15 protein-coding genes are annotated in these 16,908 nt (G+C 71.3%); 7 read left to right on the forward strand and 8 right to left on the reverse strand.

Annotated elements, in window-relative coordinates; translation table 11 throughout:
- Nucleotides 1–131: 131 nt before the first annotated feature.
- The gene (locus tag ACQEU8_RS01980) at nucleotides 132–2,099 is read left to right on the forward strand and encodes a glycosyltransferase family 2 protein (protein WP_433096094.1); all 1,968 of its coding nucleotides are present in this window, start codon (nucleotides 132–134) and stop codon (nucleotides 2,097–2,099) included.
- A 189-nt stretch (nucleotides 2,100–2,288) separates the two neighbouring features.
- Here ACQEU8_RS01980 and ACQEU8_RS01985 read toward each other — a convergent pair whose 3' ends face one another.
- The gene (locus tag ACQEU8_RS01985) at nucleotides 2,289–3,554 is read right to left on the reverse strand and encodes an alpha/beta hydrolase family protein (protein WP_433096096.1); all 1,266 of its coding nucleotides are present in this window, start codon (nucleotides 3,552–3,554) and stop codon (nucleotides 2,289–2,291) included.
- 180 nt (nucleotides 3,555–3,734) lie between these two features.
- Here ACQEU8_RS01985 and ACQEU8_RS01990 point away from each other — a divergent pair, with 180 nt between their 5' ends.
- Nucleotides 3,735–4,553: an NPP1 family protein gene (locus ACQEU8_RS01990; protein WP_433096098.1), complete on the forward strand. Its 819-nt coding sequence runs from the start codon at nucleotides 3,735–3,737 to the stop codon at nucleotides 4,551–4,553.
- A 54-nt stretch (nucleotides 4,554–4,607) separates the two neighbouring features.
- Here the strand turns inward: ACQEU8_RS01990 and ACQEU8_RS01995 are convergent, their stop codons facing one another.
- The 3 genes from ACQEU8_RS01995 to ACQEU8_RS02005 form a co-directional block, all read right to left on the reverse strand.
- The gene (locus tag ACQEU8_RS01995; protein WP_433096100.1) at nucleotides 4,608–5,417 is read right to left on the reverse strand and encodes a DeoR/GlpR family DNA-binding transcription regulator; all 810 of its coding nucleotides are present in this window, start codon (nucleotides 5,415–5,417) and stop codon (nucleotides 4,608–4,610) included.
- A gap of 135 nt (nucleotides 5,418–5,552) precedes the next feature.
- Nucleotides 5,553–6,557: a 4-hydroxythreonine-4-phosphate dehydrogenase PdxA gene (gene pdxA / locus ACQEU8_RS02000; protein ID WP_433096102.1), complete on the reverse strand. Its 1,005-nt coding sequence runs from the start codon at nucleotides 6,555–6,557 to the stop codon at nucleotides 5,553–5,555.
- The gene (locus ACQEU8_RS02005) at nucleotides 6,554–7,936 is read right to left on the reverse strand and encodes a four-carbon acid sugar kinase family protein (protein ID WP_433096104.1); all 1,383 of its coding nucleotides are present in this window, start codon (nucleotides 7,934–7,936) and stop codon (nucleotides 6,554–6,556) included. The genes pdxA and ACQEU8_RS02005 overlap by 4 nt, the downstream gene beginning before the upstream one ends.
- 236 nt (nucleotides 7,937–8,172) lie before the next feature.
- Here ACQEU8_RS02005 and ACQEU8_RS02010 point away from each other — a divergent pair, with 236 nt between their 5' ends.
- The 4 genes from ACQEU8_RS02010 (at nucleotide 8,173) to ACQEU8_RS02025 (ending at nucleotide 12,516) form a co-directional block, all read left to right on the forward strand.
- Nucleotides 8,173–9,204: an aldo/keto reductase gene (locus ACQEU8_RS02010; RefSeq protein WP_433096106.1), complete on the forward strand. Its 1,032-nt coding sequence runs from the start codon at nucleotides 8,173–8,175 to the stop codon at nucleotides 9,202–9,204.
- A gap of 43 nt (nucleotides 9,205–9,247) precedes the next feature.
- Nucleotides 9,248–10,024: an HpcH/HpaI aldolase family protein gene (locus ACQEU8_RS02015; protein ID WP_433096108.1), complete on the forward strand. Its 777-nt coding sequence runs from the start codon at nucleotides 9,248–9,250 to the stop codon at nucleotides 10,022–10,024.
- Entirely contained in the window at nucleotides 10,021–10,980 is a 960-nt protein-coding gene (locus ACQEU8_RS02020; RefSeq protein WP_433096110.1) for a phosphoglycerate dehydrogenase, read from the forward strand. The genes ACQEU8_RS02015 and ACQEU8_RS02020 overlap by 4 nt, the downstream gene beginning before the upstream one ends.
- A gap of 117 nt (nucleotides 10,981–11,097) precedes the next feature.
- The gene (locus ACQEU8_RS02025) at nucleotides 11,098–12,516 is read left to right on the forward strand and encodes an Nramp family divalent metal transporter (RefSeq protein ID WP_433096112.1); all 1,419 of its coding nucleotides are present in this window, start codon (nucleotides 11,098–11,100) and stop codon (nucleotides 12,514–12,516) included.
- Between the two features lie 74 nt (nucleotides 12,517–12,590).
- Here ACQEU8_RS02025 and ACQEU8_RS02030 read toward each other — a convergent pair whose 3' ends face one another.
- From ACQEU8_RS02030 to ACQEU8_RS02045, 4 genes are all read right to left on the reverse strand, one after another.
- Entirely contained in the window at nucleotides 12,591–12,965 is a 375-nt protein-coding gene (locus ACQEU8_RS02030) for a hypothetical protein (protein ID WP_433096114.1), read from the reverse strand.
- Between the two features lie 98 nt (nucleotides 12,966–13,063).
- Nucleotides 13,064–13,579: a roadblock/LC7 domain-containing protein gene (locus tag ACQEU8_RS02035; RefSeq protein ID WP_433096116.1), complete on the reverse strand. Its 516-nt coding sequence runs from the start codon at nucleotides 13,577–13,579 to the stop codon at nucleotides 13,064–13,066.
- Between the two features lie 38 nt (nucleotides 13,580–13,617).
- Nucleotides 13,618–14,502, reverse strand: coding sequence for a transcriptional regulator (locus ACQEU8_RS02040; protein ID WP_433096118.1), 885 nt, complete (start codon nucleotides 14,500–14,502; stop codon nucleotides 13,618–13,620).
- Nucleotides 14,502–14,933, reverse strand: coding sequence for a hypothetical protein (locus ACQEU8_RS02045; RefSeq protein WP_433096120.1), 432 nt, complete (start codon nucleotides 14,931–14,933; stop codon nucleotides 14,502–14,504). The genes ACQEU8_RS02040 and ACQEU8_RS02045 overlap by 1 nt, the downstream gene beginning before the upstream one ends.
- Nucleotides 14,934–15,399: 466 nt before the next feature.
- Between ACQEU8_RS02045 and ACQEU8_RS02050 the strand changes: the two genes are divergently transcribed.
- The gene (locus tag ACQEU8_RS02050) at nucleotides 15,400–16,407 is read left to right on the forward strand and encodes a helix-turn-helix domain-containing protein (protein WP_433096122.1); all 1,008 of its coding nucleotides are present in this window, start codon (nucleotides 15,400–15,402) and stop codon (nucleotides 16,405–16,407) included.
- Nucleotides 16,408–16,908: the final 501 nt, after the last annotated feature.

Raw genomic sequence — 16,908 nt, forward strand, 5'->3', positions numbered from 1 at the left:
ACAGCACGCCCACGTCACGTTGAGTTGGCGGCGTCCCACACTCCGTGCCGAAATTGTCGGTCTCGGGGTCGGATTCACCCGAACGCCGCGTCCCCATGGCAGAGGTACGCCCGAATGGGCACCTTCTGTCCATGGATGACTCGAAAAATCTCGTAAGCGTCATAACTCCTGCTTACAATGCGCTCCCCTATCTGAAGCGCTGCGTCGCCTCTGTCGCGCAGCAGTCTCTCGACCCCGGTCGCATCGAGATGATCGTCGTGAACGACGGCTCCACCGATGGCACCGCGGACGAACTGGATCTCATGGCCGCGCGGCATCCCGGGCTGCTGCGGGTGATCCATCAGGAGAACTCCGGCGGTCCCTCCGCCCCGCGCAATCGGGCCCTGGACCTGGCCAGTGGGCGGTACGTGTTCTTCCTCGACGCGGACGACTACCTCGCCCCCGAAGCGCTGCAGCGGCTCACCACCATGGCGGAGGAGAACAGGTCCGATGTCGTACTCGGCAAGATCGCCTCGGTGGGACGCCGGGTGCCGCGCTCCATGTTCCGCGCGAACCAGCCCGAAGCCGATCTGTTCGCCTCGCGTGTCTACTGGGCGCTCTCCGTCCAGAAGCTCTTCCGCAAGGAGTTGCTCGACGGGCTCCAGCTGCGCTTCGACACCGGGTTGCGGGTCGGCGAGGACCAGCCCTTCACCGCGCTCGCCTACCTGCGCGCACGCCGCATCTCCGTGGTCGCCGACTACGACTGCTACTACCTTGTGCGGCGCCCCGACGGCCAGCATCTGACCCAGACGAACAGGACCGAGCCGGTTCTCGACTCCCTCGACCGGGTGTGTGAGCTGCTACGGACCGAGCTGGAGCCCGGGCCGGGACGCGATGCACTCCTGTTGCGGCACTTCGCGGTGGAGCTGCAAGGCGCCTTTCTTTTCCTGAGCAGAGAAACAGAAGAAGCGGTCCGGCACCGCGAGTTCGCCCGTATGCACAGACTTGTCGCGGAACACGACTGCGACTCCTTCTGGCCCCGGCTGCGTCCCATCCAGCGGCTGCGCTGCCATCTCGCCCGGCACGGCGCCCTGGAAGAACTGCTGGCCCACGCGCGGCCGGGAAACAGCCACATGCCGTTCCGTATCCATATCTCTCAGGGGCGGGCGCTCGCGCACTATCCGGCGGAGCGCGAAGCCCGTTCCAAGAGCCCCACCGCATTGTTCGATGTGACGGAGCATCTCGACCTCATCCACCACGTATCCGCTTTCTCTTTCACCGGGACCCGGTTGCGGCTGAGCGGTCGTGCGGCATTGCAGCAGACGGAGCACACCGGAAAGACAGTCGATGTGTTCCTCCAGCACCGTGGAAAGGACGCCCGGACGCAGCACGCCGAAGTCCGCCTCGACGGAGATGCTTTCGAGGCGGAGCTGGATCTCCTCGACGGCAAGGGAAGCGAAGCAGCGCTGCCGGACGGATTCTGGGACCTGCATCTGCGCCTCACCGTGAACGGACTCGCCAAGACGATACGGCTGGGCAATCAACGCGACCCGGAAGCCGGGGTGTGCCCTTTCACCTGCCTGACCGACGACGGCGCCGGAGGAATACGGACAGCCCGGATCTACGCCACCCCCTTCGGTAACCTCACCCTGCGGCTCGAGCACCTTCCCGCCGCTCGCCTCAGCAAGGAACTGTCCCTGGAAACGGACGTTGCCGAGTGGCACGGCTCGGCCCTGCGCATCGGCGGCCGGACGAACGTCCTCGGCCGGCCGCCGGGAATCGCCTTCGTCCGGCTGGCGTCCGCCGACGCAGACAGCTTTGCCGACGCCGACTTCCCCGTACTCCTCCAGGACGACGGCCGGTTCTCGGCAGAACTGCCCCTCGACACCCTGCCGCCCGGGCGGTGGACGGCCACGCTGCAGATCGCCGCGGCCAATTGGCGCCACACCCTCCCCGTGTGTCCGCCCGCCCTGCCGCAGGGTGCGGCACGCTGGCGCCGCGGAGCTGTCCAGATGTACGCCAAGCCGCTGGACGACCCCCAGCTCACCCTCCGCGTGGACCGGGTACGCCTCACCCGCGGCCTGCACCGCAGGCTCACCCGGCAGTACAGCGCCCCGTAAGGGGCGCGGGGAACTGCTCCCCCAGCCTCCGGCCGGGAGGTGCCCCCACAAGCCACGACGTAGCCGCAGCCCGCAAGCGTCGGACAGGGGCACCCCCTTCCCGGAACAACGCAGAGGGCCAAGCAAGATCCGCCGGACACACCCCTGGCACAGGCGGCGCACCGGCGGCAGCCGCGCCGTGCGCCGCCGTCACGGCGTGTGGAAGGCCACCTCCGGGTTCTCCTTCGAGGGACCGTCCAGCAGTGGCCGGGGAAGACCGCGTAGGTGGCGGTCGAAGAACGCCGTCGTATAGCGGGTGGTGATCTCCCCCGAGCGCTTGCCGGACAGCGGCGCCGAGGGGTCGGTGTAACCGGCCTGCCCGCCCAGGATCGGCAGGTCGATGAAGGTGAAGTGTCCGGAGTCGGCCACCGTGAGCCACCGCTTCCAGCCGTGCAGGCGCTGCCAGGTGCGCGGCCATGTCGCGTCGTCCGCCCGCGGGTTGTGCCCTTCCCTGGTGCCGAGCATCAGTATCGGACGCCGGGTGCCCGCCTGCGGTACGGGCGCGAAGAAGGTGCCGTCCGCGTTGACGGCGGCCCGGATGCGGCGGTCGGTGCCCGCGGCCACCGCCGCCGCGTTGCCGCCGAGCGAGTGGCCCGCGGCACCGATACGACGGGGGTCGATGAGCTCCGCGTAGCGGTGGGACCGCTGCCGTCCGTCCTTCGCCGGGGTGGTCAACTCGTCGACGACGAAGGAGATGTCGGCCGCCCGGTTCCGCGCCGCCCTGGCCAGCAGCTTCCTCTCCGCCTCGTCGTTCGGCGCGCCCTCGATCGTCTCGCACGCGACACAGGTCAGGGTGCGCGCGGCTCCGCCGCCCGCCCCAGGTGTGCGGCCCTCACCGGTGAAGGTCGTACCGAAGGACTCGTAGGCGTGGTCCAGCAGCGCGACGACGTAGCCGTGCGAAGCCAGCTCCTCCGCGAGCGTCGTCAGGGTGGCGCGGTGCAGGGTGAAGCCCGGTGAGAGCACGATAAGCGGATGCCTGCCCGGGGCAGGGCGGGCGCCGGTGCGGGCGTTCGTACGGACGGAGCTGAGCAGCCCCGGCTCGAACCGCTTGTCCAACTTGATGCCTTTGAGCAGCAGTTCGGCCTCCTTGCTGGAGATGTACGGCGCGCGTGCGCCGTGGCCGCCGTCGCGCCGGGCGGGGTAGAAGACCGACGCCATCAGCCGGCGGGCGCCCGCCGACGGCACCCAGGGATCGCGGCGTTCCTTGTCCGTCAGATGCAGGGTGTCCCTCCCGACGGCCCAGTCCCCCGTCGGCTTCGGAACGGCCAGTCGTGTACTGCTTTTCGCGGCCGCCGCCTTGGAGGCAGCGGGACGGTTCTCCGCAGCCGCCCCCTCCGCGGAAGCGCAGGCCGAGGCTGTCGTGGTGAGCGCGGCGACGGCCAGCAGAGCGGCCGCCGCCCGATGTGTACGGATCATGCTCGGAAGCGTAGGAAGTGGCGCCCGGCGCCCAGCACCCACGAAAGACAGCAGCACCCCTGACTTTCGGCAGGGGCACGCGGACAGCGGTAACTGGCAACGTGTTCGGCCCTCTTGGCAGGTGCGCCAACTCGCGGCAGCGTGAGTCGAGCAACTCACCCCCCACCATGGAGTGCGCACATGAGAGAGGCGAAAACCCCGCAAGACGCCCCTGCCGGTCGGCCCCGCCGGGCCGGAGGATGGGGCAAGAAGGCCCCGGCCGTCGTGGTCGGGGCCTTTGCTCTGGTCGTCGGGCTGCCGGGTACGGCGCTGGCCGACCCGCCACAGGCGCTGCCCGGAAACGCGTCCGAGCTGGAGAAGAAGTTCCAGCCCGCCTACGACTACGACACGGACGGCTGCTACGCGACACCCGCCATCGGCCCGGACGGCACCATCGCTCCGGGTCTGAAGATCGGCGGTGACGTCAACGGCAACTGCCACGACGAGTCCGACCTGGAGAACACGAACGGGTACTCCCGCACCAAGTGCAACAACGACTGGTGCGCCGTCGTCTACGCCTCCTACTTCGAGAAGGACCAGGCCGCGCTGGGCGGCGGCAGCGCGGGGCACCGGCACGACTGGGAGCACGTCGTGGTCTGGGTGCACAACGACCAGGTCGAGTACGTCTCGACGTCCAACCACGGCGGATTCACCGTGCACAGCAAGGACGCGCTGCCCTTCGAGGGCACTCACCCCAAGGTCGTGTACCACAAGGACGGGGTGAGCACCCACTGCTTCCGCGCGGCGAAGAACGACGGCGGTGACGAGCCGCCCGAGAACCACCGGGGCGCCTGGCAGTACCCCTCCCTCGTCGGCTGGGACGGCTACCCCGAGGGCCTGCGCGACAAGCTGGCCGGAGCCGACTTCGGCAGCGCCACGCTGGGCATCAAGGACGGCGCCTTCAACAGCCATCTGTCGGAGGCGAAACCGGACGGCATACCCTTCGACCCCAACGCCTGAGGCAGCGGCCGGACCGGGACCGGAACCGTGGCCCGCTGCTGCGCGTACGAGGCATCAGCGGGCCGCGGCCGACTCCGGGCCCAGCTCTTCGACCGGCTCAGCGCGCACCACGCGTACGCCACGCGCGGTGAACTTCTCCACCTCCGCGGGGCTTGCCGCCCCGTCCGTGACGAGCGTCCAGCCGGACGGCAGAGCGGCCCACGCGTGGAACGGAGCCCGGCCCAGTTTCGCCGCGTGGGCGAGTACGTAGATGTGCGTGGCCCGGCGCGCCATCAGCTCCTTCAGCCGGGTCTGCCGCAGCTCGGCCTCGCAGATCCCGTTGTCCGCCGTGACTCCGTCCGCGGACAGGAAGACCCGGTCGAACGTCATCCGTTCCAGTGCCGCTTCGGTCAGCGGGCCCACGAACGCCTGGCTGACCGGCCGCAACGTTCCGCCCAGGCACTCCACATGGACGGTCTCGACATCCGCCAGCTCGTGCAGCGCCGTCAGCCCGGTCGTGGCCACGGTGAGGTCCTTGACCGTGCGCAGTTCGTGCGCCAGCGCCCCCACCGTCGACCCGGCGTCCAGCAGCACGGACTCGCCCGGCTGCACCTGCGCGGCCGCCCACCTGGCGATGGCCCGCTTCTGTCCGTAGGCCTCGCCCGTCCGCTGCCGGAGCGAGGTCTCCGGGTGGGCGGTCAGCGCCATCGCCCCGCCGTACGTACGGGCGAGCCGGCCGTCGGCGGTGAGCCTGGCGAGGTCACGGCGGATGGTGGAGGCGGTCACGCCGAAGTGCTGCGACAGCTCCTCGACGCTGGCCAGCCCCGTGGTCGTGGCGAGTCGCAGGATCTCCTCGCGGCGGGCCTGGGATCCGTTGGACGGCATCGGGTGTCCTTCGCGGTACGTCGGTTGCGGCGGCGGTTGGGGGGGGTCGTCGGCGGCGTGACGCCGTCGTTGTCGGCGTGACAGCCGTCGTTGTCGGCGTGACGCCGGGTCAACTAGCTTGTGTCGTAGGCCGTTTCAGCGAGCGGTGGACATCTCGGCGGCCTGCCGCAGGGCCTCGATCATGCTACCGGCCTCGGCCTTGCCCGTACCGGCGATGTCGAACGCGGTGCCGTGGTCCACCGAGGTGCGGATGACCGGGAGACCGACGGTGAGGTTGACCCCCGCCTCGATGCCGAGCACCTTCACCGGTCCGTGGCCCTGGTCGTGGTACATCGCCACGATGAGGTGGTAGTCGCCGCGTGCGGCCAGGAAGAAGGCGGTGTCGGCGGGAAGTGGGCCGCGCGCGTCGATGCCGGCTTCGCGCACCTTCTCCAGCGCGGGCACGATCTTCTCCTCCTCCTCGCCGTAGCCGAACAGCCCGTTCTCACCGGCGTGCGGGTTGATACCGCAGACGCCGATGACGGGGTTCGCCCGGCCGGCCCGGACCAGTGCCTGGTGACCGCGGCGTACGGTCCGCTCGACCAGCCCCGGTTCGATGCGGCGCACCGCGTCGAGCAGGCCGATATGGGTGGTGACGTGGATGACCTTCACCTTCTCGGTGGAGAGCATCATCGACACCTCCTCCACCCCGGTGAGCTCGGCCAGCAGCTCGGTGTGCCCGGGGTAGAGGTGCCCGGCGGCGTGCAGGGCCTCCTTGTTGAGCGGCGCGGTGCAGATACCGTCGATCTCGCCGGCGACCGCGAGTTCGGCGGCGCACTTGACGTACTCGTACGCGGCATGGCCCGCCTCGGCGGAGAGCCTGCCCCATGGCAGGCCCGCGGGCAGCAGCCCGAGGTCGACGACGTTGATCCGGCCCGGCGTGAACTCGGCCTCGGCCGGGGTCCGTACGGCCACGATCTCGCAGTCGGCGCCGAGGATCCCGGCCGCCTCCCGCAGCCGTACGGCATCGCCGATCACCACGGGCCGGCACCGGCGCAGTGTCCCGGTGTCCAGCGCCGCCGGCACGATCACCTCGGGTCCGACGCCGGCGCCGTCACCCATGGTGAGGCCGATCAGAGGGAGGGGCTGCTGCGCGTTCACTGGGTAACTCCTTGACGGGGCGGTGCGGCCGAGGGGCTGGGCATCGGTGCGGACGGGGACGGTGAGGGTGGTGGCCCGGGCGGGGACAGGAGCCGGGGGCGGAGCGCGGCGGCGATCCGGTGGAGGGAGTCGGGGCCGCCGAAGCTGCCGGGCCGGGTGACGACCGACCGCCCGTCGTCGGTCCGGGAGTGGACGGCGCCGTGGTGGATCTCGCCGACCGGCCGCAATGCCGTGACACCCACGGCATCGAGCACCCGGCGGGCGGTCTCTCCCCCGGTCAGCACCAGATCCGGCCGGCCGGGAAGCGCCGCGACCGTACGCGCCAGCCCGGCCACCAGCAACCGCGCCTGGTCGGGCCGGACTCCGCGGGACCCGTCGACGGAGACGACGGTGACGGCGCCGGACGAGAGCGGCGGCAGCGGTACGGGCCCACCGGCTGCCAGCGCCCGGAGCGCCAGCGGCAGATGCCGTGCCCCGGCCGCCACCAGCCGGGCGATCTGCGTACCCACCACGGGCTCCGCACTCCCGGCGACGACAAGGAGCGGGCCAGGAGTGGCCGGGGCGCGCTCCTGCTGTCCGACGGCACCTCCGGCGGCACCTCCGGCGGCACCTCCGGCGTCCGCCCCGGTCAGAGGCCCGAGCCCTGCTCCGGCCTGCTGTCCTGGCCCCCCGGTTCCGAGGTGCCTGCCGAGGGCTGCCGCCAGTCCGCCGCTGCCCAGCAGCCGGTAGCCCGGTCCGAGTGACAACGCGGCTTCGGTGATCGCTGCCAGGTCTGCTTCAGTCTCGGCGTCGCACAGGGGGTGCAGGCCGTCCGCGGCCACGGCTTCCAGCCGGACGGCGAGGCCGCCGGCTCCCTGCCGTACGGCGTCGACCGGTACTTGGGCGGTGGGCAGCGGTGCGAATGCCTCGGTGACGGACCGGGGTGGTGTGCGCCCTTCGGCACGCCAGGCGCCGCTCTCGTGCAGCGGTACGCCGTCGACGTACAGCACGCCTTCGCGCACCACCCGTCCGGCGCCGGGCAGCGCCATGGCCACCACCACGGCCTCGGCCCCCTCTGCGAAGGCGACGGCCTCGGCTCCCGGGTTTCCGCGCAGCAGCGAGTCGGATTTCTTGTACCAGAGGGTCTGCCCGTGCCGGGGCGTGCGGGCAGCGCGTGCCCCGGCCAGCGCCGTCTGTACGGCCCGTGCCGCGGTGCCGCTCTCCGCCTGCCGCGAGTCGAGGTCCGCGACCACTGCGGCGCGGCCGCCCTCGGGTGCGCGGATGCCCGACGGGTCGAGGACCAGCCGTGCGGGCAGCCGGAGCAGCGCGGCCACCTCGGCCGCCCCTGACAGGTCGTCGGCGAGCGCCACGACCGACGCCTCGCCAGTCCAACGGCACACGGGAACCTCCTTCACAGCTCCGCACGGGATGTGCGCACCGCACGCAGAAAGCCTGGGGTCAACTGCGCCGTGCGCGTCGATAATGGCACAGTGTGCGCGATTCGCGCGAGACTCTTGCGTGAAACGCGCAGGCGTGCGAGCGTGCCCTCCACGCGACAACGGCCGTCGCCAACCACCCCGGATACGGGCGGCGCACGGCACGGCCCCGCATCGGCCCGTATCGGAAGGAACCGCTCGTGAGCACCGGCACCAGCCCCGGCTCTGACCCCGGCCCCGGCCCCCGCCCCGGCCGGCAGGAGATCGCCCTCCCCTCCGTCCCCGTACCGCTGTCCCGACTGGTCCTGGGCACCATGACGTTCGGCGACACCGTCGACCGCGCCGGTGCGGCCGGAATGCTGGACGCCGCCCTCGACGCCGGTATCACCGGCGTCGACACCGCCAACGGGTACGCGGGCGGGGAGAGCGAGCGGATACTCGCCGAGCTGCTGCCAGGGCGGCGGGACCGGATCGTGCTCGCCACCAAGGCCGGCATCCCCCACCCCGACCAGGGCGAACACGCTCCCCTCTCCCCCGCTGGACTGCGCGCGGCGCTCGACGGCAGCCTCAAGCGGCTGGGCACCGATCACGTGGACCTCTTCTATCTCCACCAGCCGGACCGCGGTACGCCACTGGCCGAAACCCTGGCGACCGTCGCGGAGTTCGTCGCCGAGGGGAAGATCCGCGCGCTGGGTGTCTCCAACTTCGCCGCCTGGCAGATCGCGGAGCTGACCCGTACCGCCGACGAGGTCGGCGCCCCGCGGCCGGTCGTCGCACAGCAGCTGCACAATCTGCTCGCCCGCCGGATCGAGGAGGAGTACGTCGAGTACGCGGCCGTCAGCGGTCTGCGCACCATGGTCTACAACCCCCTGGGCGGCGGACTCCTCACCGGCCGGCACCGCTTCGGCACGGACCCCGCCACCGGCCGCTTCGGCGACTCGAACCTGGCGGCGATGTACAAGCAGCGCTACTGGAACGAGGAGCTGTTCGCCGCCGTCGCGCAGCTCATCGCCGTCGCCGACGAGGCCGGTATCCCGCTCACCGAACTCGCCCTGCGCTGGCTGCTGGACCGGCCCTCCACCGATGCGCTGCTGCTCGGCGGCTCCAAGCCCGAGCAGCTGCGGGCCAACATCGCCGCCGCGCAGGCCGGTCCGCTGCCCGCCGATGTGACCGCCGCCTGCGACGCCGTCGGCGCCGCGCTGCGCGGACCGATGCCCGCGTACAACCGCTGATCCAGGGCCCCAAGGCTTTCCTCTTCCGTCCGGAGACTCCGCCATGACCACCGCCGCGCAGTTCACCACCGCCCTGCGCAACCGCCAGCGCCTCATCGGCTACTGGTCGTTGCTCGACTCCCCCGTCGCCGCCGAGCGCCTGGCCCGGGTCGGGTACGACTATCTCGCCTTCGACGCCCAGCACGGCCTCTTCGGCTACCAGGGGCTGCTCAACAATCTGATCGCCACCGACACCCGGGGCTCCACCGCGGTCGCCATCGTCCGCGTCGAGGCCAACGACCTCACCTGTATAGGGCGCGCCCTGGACGCCGGTGCCGCCGCCGTCATCGTGCCGCTCGTCAACACCGCGCAGGACGCCGCCGACGCGGTCGCCGCCGTACGGTATCCGCCGCACGGCCGCCGCTCGTACGGGCCGATGCGGGCGCAGCTGCGCATCGGCCCCGATCCGGCCGACACCCATGCGCAGACCGCGGTTCTCGCCATGATCGAAACCGCCGACGCGCTCGCCTGCGTCGAGGAGATCTGTGCCACCCCCGGCCTCGACGGCATCTACGTCGGCCCCTCCGACCTGCGGCTGGCCATCGGCGGCCGGACCTCGACCGACCCGGATGTCGCCGCGGAGTTCGAGGCGGCACTCGCGCGGATCCGCAAGGCCGCCGAGGCCGCGGGGATCGCCGCCGGGATCCACAACGCCGACGGCGCGAGCGCAGCCCGCCGCCTCGGCGAGGGCTTCACCTTCGCCACCGTCTCGTCGGATGTGGTCCACCTCCAGCAGGCCGCCGCCGCGCACCTCGCCGCAGCGCGGAGCAGCGGCACATGAGCGCGCCGGGCTTCACCACCCTCATCACCACGCCGACCTTCGCCCGGCACTCGCCGGCGCCATGGGCCCTGCTCGCCGAGCGCGGAGCGGGCCCCGTCCGGCCGTACGACGACGGAGCGCTGCCGTACGCGGAGCTGCTGGAGCGGATATCCGGCGCCGACGCGCTGATCGCCGGGATGGACCCGGTCACCGCCGAGGTGATGGACGCGGCTCCGCGGCTGAAGGTCATCGCCAAGCACGGCGTGGGCACCGACACCATCGACCTCGCCGCAGCGCGTGACCGGGGCATCCCCGTCGTCTGCGCGCCCGGCTCCAACTCCCGTGCCGTGGCCGAGTACACCTTCGGTCTCATCCTCGACGCCACCCGGCGGATCACCGCCTCGCACACCGCGGTCGCCGAGGGCCGCTGGCCCAAGCTCTTCGGCCCGGAGCTGCACGGCAGGACGCTCGGCGTCGTCGGCTTCGGGCGGATCGGCCGCCTCGTCGCCGGCTACGCGCAGGCGTTCGGCATGCGGGTGCTCGCGCACGACCCCTACGTGGCCGACGACGCGGTCCGTGCGGCAGGCGCCGAACCGGCCCCGCTCGACGCGCTGCTCCCCCGCGCCGATGTCGTCACGCTGCATCTCCCGCCCGCGCCCGAGCCCTTGCTGGGCGCCGCACGGCTGGCCGCCATGAAGCCCGGCGCGGTCCTGGTCAACGCCGCGCGCGGCGGTCTCGTCGACGACGACGCGCTGGCCGGGGCACTGCGCTCCGGCCGGCCGGCCGCCGCCGCGCTCGACGCCTTCGCGATCGAGCCGCTCCCGGCGGGACACCCCCTGCGCACGGCACCCCATGTGACCCTCACCTCCCATATGGCCGCCTGCACCCCGGAGGCCAACCACGCGATGGGGCTGATGATCGCCGAGGACATCCTCCGGGTCCTCGACGGTGAGCCTCCGCACCACGCGGCCGGCTGATCCCGCACCCTCTGCCCCATTCCACCCCGCCTCTCCTCCTCGTCCCCCTCTCCCCACCTCCCCCTCGTTTCCCTTCCGCTCCGGCGACGGCGCCGGATCCAGCAAAGGAACAACGCCTTGTCCACCACCGCTCCCGCGCCCGCAGCGGCGCCCACGCAGGCCGATCCGTACGCCCTGCGCGCCGAGGACGCCCGGCCCGCGCCCACCACCCTCGGCGGCCGGCTACGCCATCTCGGCCCCGGATTCGTGCTGTCCGCCGCCGTCGTCGGCTCCGGCGAACTGATCACCACCACCTCGCTCGGCGCCAAGGCCGGCTTCGCGCTGCTCTGGCTGGTGGTGGTGTCGACCGCGGTCAAGGTCTGGGTGCAGATGGAGCTCGCCCGCTGGACCATCCTCAACGGGCTTACGGCGCTGGAGGGTTATCGCGAGGTCGGCCCCCGTATCGGCCGTCTGGGCTGGATCAACTGGCTCTGGATCGGTATGGACTTCGCCAAGATGTTCCAGCGCGGCGGCATCATCGGTGGTACGGCCGCGGTGTGTTCGGTGCTGTGGCCGGTCGTCGGGGAACCGCTCGGCACCGCCTCCCTCACGCTGTGGGCCTTCGTCGTCACCCTCATCGCCATCGGCCTGCTCCAGTCCGGCAAGTACAGCCTCGTCGAACGCGCCTGTGTGGTCTCCGTCATCATCTTCACCGTGGTCACGGTCGGCCTCGCGGTCGGCCTGCCCGGCACGGAGTTCGGCTACGGCGCGGGGGACCTCGGCAGTGGCTTCAGCTTCGAGATCCCGGCCGGCACCGTCGGTATCGCCCTCGCCGTCTTCGGTATCACCGGCGTCGGCGCTGACGAGATGACGACCTACACCTACTGGTGCCTGGAGAAGGGCTACGCCCGCTGGACCGGCCCCGACGACGGCAGCGAGGAGCGTGCCCGGCGGGCCACCGGCTGGATCAAGGTGATGCGGATGGACGCGCTGACCGGGCTGGCCGTGTGCGTACTGTGCACCCTGTCCTTCTACGTCATCGGCGCGGCCGTGCTGCACCCGCAGGACCTAGTCCCCGAGGGCAACCAGATGATCACGACGCTGTCGCGGATCTACACCGACACCATGGGCCCCTGGGCCGAATACCTCTTCCTCATAGGCGCCTTCGCCGTCCTCTTCTCCACTCTCATCGGCTCCACCGCCTCCGTACCGCGGCTGTGGACCAACACCCTCGGACTGCTCGGCGTGATCGACTGGTCCGACGTACGCTCCCGCACCCGCACGATCCGCATCCTCACCTGGACTCTGCCGCTGGTGTGGACCTGCTTCTTCCTGTGGGTCCAGTCGCCCGTACTGATGGTGCAGATCGGCGGTATCGGCGGTGGCGTCTTCCTGCTCGCCGTCGTCGTCGCCGTCTGGCGGCTGCGCTACACGGGCGTACCGAAGCGCTTCCGCGGCAACCCCTGGCTGACCGCCGCGCTGGTCCTCAGCAGCATCGCCATCCTCGGCGTCGGCGTCTACGGGATTCTGGAGACGGTGGGCGTGGTGTCGGAGTAGCCGCGGTACGAGGGCGCGTCGCCCGGCGACCCGGGGCCGTCGGGCGACGCGCCGCACGGCCCGGCCGGCCGGTCTCAGACTTCCAGGTTCGCCTCGATCCGGCGCAGTTGGTGCCGTGCCATGGCGAGGTTCGCCTTGGTGGAGTCCAACGCGATGTAGAGGAACAGGCCGTTGCCGCTCTTGGCGCGCAGCAGGCGGATCAGGTGGTACTGCCTGCCCAGGGTGATCAGGATGTCCTCGATCTCGTCCTTGATGCCCAGGTGCTCCATGGTGCGCAGCTTGGCCCGTACGACGTCGGTGTTCCCTGCTGCGGCGACCTCCAGATCGAAATCCTTGCCGCCGCCGAGCGTCCCCAGCGCCATACCGCTGGTGTAGTCGACCAGGGCGACCCCGATCGTGCCGTCGATGCTGCTCATTGCTTCTTTGAGGGAGGCGTCGGTGTTCGACATGGTGGCGTGCGTCCTTTCGTCGGTGCGTTGTTCGGCCTCGTGTGCGTCGTGCGGTGACCGTTGCTGCGGGCGGCGAGCTCGCCTCGGGGCCGACCGGCTCACTCCGGAGCGGGTGAGCCGCGGCGGCGCCGTTCGAGCGGCAGCCGGCGGCGTTCCAGCGGGGGCCTGCGCTCGGGCGGCGGAACCTCGGGAGCGGGGTGCGAAGTCGCGGAGCGCTGGGCCTCGGCCACGAGTTCGCCGATACGACCGGCCGTACGGCGCCCCTCCAGGTGCAGTCGGCCGACGTTGATGCGGTCGTCCGCGAGCAGCGTGAGCACGGCGGCCGGGCCGGCCGCGTAGGTGGCGACGTAGCCCAGCTCCCCGTGGATCAGCAGTTCACGGAAGGCGCCGCGCCCCGTCGCCTCGTTCATCCGGAAAGCGAGCCCGAGCGCGGCGGCGGTGAGGGCGGCCAGCGGCTCGGCCTCCGGCCGCTGCCGCTGCTGCCCGGCCTGCGTCGGTGGAATGTCCTCGGCCAGGACCAGCCCGTCGACGGTCGCCGCCAACGCCCCGCCGATCTGCGGAACCCTGGCCCGTAACCCGCGCAGTTCCTCGACCACACCCGTCTCCGCGGCCATCAGTACTCTCCTCTCGGCACGCTGACGGAATCCTCTGATCACAGCGCCTCCAGCGCGTCCCTGAGCCGGCGCAGCAGGGCGACGTCCGGATCCGCGAACTCATGTCCCGCCGGCCCCGCGTGGGGCGGTCCGCCCTCGGTGGCCTCCGCCGCGTCCGCCGCCGGGCGGGCGGGCTGTGCCGGGACGACCAGTCCGGCTGCCGCCAGCCGGCGCAGTTCGACAAGGGTGTGGAAGGCGGGCCGGCCCAGTGTCCTGGCGATGTCGGTGGCGGTACGCGTCCCGTCGGCCAGCTCCAGGAGCCGCAGTTGCCTCTCCGGCACCGTCGGCATCGTCGGCTCCCGACCGCAGGGTGCTGCCGGCGCCGGGGGCAGCACATCGAGGCGGGCGTCCGGCCAGATACGGTCCAACAGGGCCAGGCGGCGAACTGTCTCAGCTTCCACGGCGGTCGGTGTGACGCCCCCGGGGGCGCCCAGCCAGTCCCGCACCTTTCGCCGGAAGCGGCCCGCTCCACCACCGGGTGCCAGGACGAAGAACGCCGCGTCGTACAGGGCTGTGCGTCGGCACAGTTCCAGCATCCCCACGGGCACCTGGCCGGATGCCACGAGATGCCGCGCCACACATCCGTCCCGCCCCGCCTGTGTCACCGCGGCGTCCCAGCACGCCTGCGACAGTGCGCAACCGCGGGTCAGCAACAGCTCCAGGTCCGTCGCCGCCGGGCTCTCCGCGTGCACGATGCGGCCGTCGACGAGGAAGAGGGTGCCGCCTGCCCGGGTGAAGGCGCCGGTGGCACGCTCCGCGGCCAGCCGGTGCAGCATCGACGGGGCCCGGTGCGGCGCGGGGCGCTCGGTGCCGGGTGGTGGCGGTTCGGGCGGGGCGGATAACGGACGCTCGGAGGCCCCGGGGACGGGAGCGGTGTATCGCATCAGAGCACCATCCGCCCCGCTATCTCCGCGAGCCGGATCCGTGCCAGCGCGAGGTTGCCCTCGTCGCGGGCGAGCCAGAGGTGCAGGAAGAGGGTGCCGTCGAGTGCGCCGGTCACGTACCGCAGCAGGTGGTAGCTGTCGCTGTTGGTGGCGATGATGTCCTCGACGCCCGGTGCCGTCCTGGCGTGCCGGTCCGTTGCTGTCGCCGTGGCTCCGGCCGGGGCGTCCGCTGCGGAGAGCGGGCCGAGTGAGCGGTACTCGGCGACCATCCTGGCCAGCTCGGCGGTTTCACAGGCAGTCGCCTCGGGGTCGTCGCCGGGCGGGTCTCCGGCGACGCCCAACGCCAGCCCGCTGACCCAGTCGACGACAGCGGCACTGCGGGCACCGGGCAATCGCATCGCCTCCAGGAGGCACTCGTCGATTCCGGGCACGCTGCACTCCCCTCCCCTGCGCGGCACACCGCATCGCCACCGGCTCCACCCCGGCCACGGACAGTGAACCTAAGACTACGCATATGCCTGTCGGGGTAGTGTGCGTTCCGGCATTTTCCCGCGGAACATGCCAAGACCATAGGGGAATTGATCAATACCGCTTCGCAATTGACCGCAGTCCTTACGGAATTGACAGCTTCAGGACCGGATCACCGCCCCCGGGCGGTCGGCTCTGGCTGCCCCACGACCACCGGCGGTCACTTCGTCCCGTTGGAACCCGCTGCGATCCGTTGGGATCCATTGGGGTCCGTTGCGATCCGTTGGGATCGCGCCACCGCGCTGACCGGTTCCGGACAAGCGCTGCGGGACGCAAAGTGGAGCGCGGCCGTCGCGGGGATCATCCAGGCTGGACGCCGCACGAGGGCCCGGCCGATCCTTGGCCAGGCCGGAAGGCGGCGAGCCGGGCATGGTTCCGGATCCGATCGGACGAGCGCGGGACGGAGGGACCGTGGAGAAGGTCTTCGACAGCAAGGACTTCCCGAAGGCAGACGCGCTGTCCGCATGGGCGGAGACCACCCGGGACACCGTCATGCCGACCGACTTCCGGCTCGTCGGCGTCAAGACCTTCAGCGGATCCCTCACCACGACGTCGCTGGGTCCTGTGCAGGTCTCGGGCATGGCGTACTCCTCGTTCTGCTCGATCCGGACGCCGAAACTGATCCGCGTCTCGGACCCGGAATGCCTCCAGTTCGCCCTCGTCCGGTCCGGCCCGCACGTCATCGAACAGAACCGGCGCAACGCCCCCGCCAGACCGGGCGAGTTGCTGCTGTTCGACAGTTCGCGGCCCTTCGACTCGTACGCCGACGGTGAGGCCCTTCTCCTCCAGTTCCCCCGTCGGCTGCTCCCCCTGCGCACCCGTCGGCTCGACCCGGTCATCTCCCGCCCCATCCCGGGCAGACAGGGGACGGCCCGGCTGTTGTCCGACTTCCTGGCCTCTGTCGCGGGAGGCGGCAACCGTACGGAGCAGGACGCGACCCAGCTCGGCACCGTCGCCCTCGACCTGGCCGCCGCTGTCCTCGCGGACCAGCTGGACCGCGCCGCGGACGTCCACCCGGACTCCCGGCAACGCGCCCTGTATCTGCGCATCACCGCTTTCGTCCAGCACCGTCTGGGCGACCCCGCCCTCACGCCCGGCGAGGTCGCGGCAGCCCACCACATCTCGCTCCGCTCCTTGCACCGGCTGTTCCAGCAGCACGGGACGAGCATCGGCGCGTGGATCCGCGGCCAGCGCCTGGAACGCTGTCTCCACGACCTCGCCGATCCGCGAAAGCGCCGGACACCCATCCACGCCATCGCGGCCCGCTGGGGGTTCCCGCGGCCCGCGGACTTCACCCGCACCTTCCGCGCCGCCTACGGCATCACCCCCAGCGACTATCGGCACCAGGAACTCCAGGCACACCAGGCCGACGTCTGACGAGCCGCGACATACGCATCAAGATCGGGGATTCTCCGGTGAGTTGGCCGCGGTGATGGCAGACTTCGCCCGAAGTTTCGAATCGGGAGCGCGGGGATCGGGTATGACGCGGAAGCGGCGCGCGTGGCAGTGGGCCGGTGGGATCTGGCTGGCCTTGGTCGTCGCAGGTGGGACAGCCACGCTCGTGCTCGAACCCGCCAGCCCCGAGCCGGACGGCGACTCACGTGGCGGGCAGTCGTCGCCCTCGCCTGCGTTCCAGGACACGGCCGTACCGGAAGGCTGCGAAGACGAAGCGGAAGAAGCCCGGCGGCAAGCGCAACAGGACCCTCGGGGAAACGAGGACTACGCCTACATCTGCGTCACCAGCTCCCAGGAGCCGGTGGAACCGAGCTCTCCTTATCGAACTCGACCCTGAACTGCGCACTCTCGGTCCGCGGTGATAGGACGGCAAACGACAACTGTTCAAGGCACCGATCTGTCCACCCCGATGAAGGGCCGCCT

The sequence above is a fragment of the Streptomyces sp. CA-250714 genome (assembly GCF_050936705.1).
Taxonomy (GTDB): domain Bacteria; phylum Actinomycetota; class Actinomycetes; order Streptomycetales; family Streptomycetaceae; genus Streptomyces.

What these genes read in the sequence shown, in the direction of transcription:
- ACQEU8_RS02015 (WP_433096108.1), top strand. Translation starts at nt 9,248, where the DNA reads ATGACCACCGCCGCGCAGTTCACCACCGCCCTGCGCAACCGCCAGCGC.
- ACQEU8_RS01990 (WP_433096098.1), top strand. Translation starts at nt 3,735, where the DNA reads ATGAGAGAGGCGAAAACCCCGCAAGACGCCCCTGCCGGTCGGCCCCGC.
- ACQEU8_RS02040 (WP_433096118.1), bottom strand. Translation starts at nt 14,502, where the DNA reads ATGCGATACACCGCTCCCGTCCCCGGGGCCTCCGAGCGTCCGTTATCC.
- ACQEU8_RS02030 (WP_433096114.1), bottom strand. Translation starts at nt 12,965, where the DNA reads ATGTCGAACACCGACGCCTCCCTCAAAGAAGCAATGAGCAGCATCGAC.
- ACQEU8_RS01995 (WP_433096100.1), bottom strand. Translation starts at nt 5,417, where the DNA reads ATGCCGTCCAACGGATCCCAGGCCCGCCGCGAGGAGATCCTGCGACTC.
- ACQEU8_RS02050 (WP_433096122.1), top strand. Translation starts at nt 15,400, where the DNA reads ATGGTTCCGGATCCGATCGGACGAGCGCGGGACGGAGGGACCGTGGAG.
- ACQEU8_RS01980 (WP_433096094.1), top strand. Translation starts at nt 132, where the DNA reads ATGGATGACTCGAAAAATCTCGTAAGCGTCATAACTCCTGCTTACAAT.
- ACQEU8_RS02035 (WP_433096116.1), bottom strand. Translation starts at nt 13,579, where the DNA reads ATGGCCGCGGAGACGGGTGTGGTCGAGGAACTGCGCGGGTTACGGGCC.
- ACQEU8_RS01985 (WP_433096096.1), bottom strand. Translation starts at nt 3,554, where the DNA reads ATGATCCGTACACATCGGGCGGCGGCCGCTCTGCTGGCCGTCGCCGCG.
- ACQEU8_RS02020 (WP_433096110.1), top strand. Translation starts at nt 10,021, where the DNA reads ATGAGCGCGCCGGGCTTCACCACCCTCATCACCACGCCGACCTTCGCC.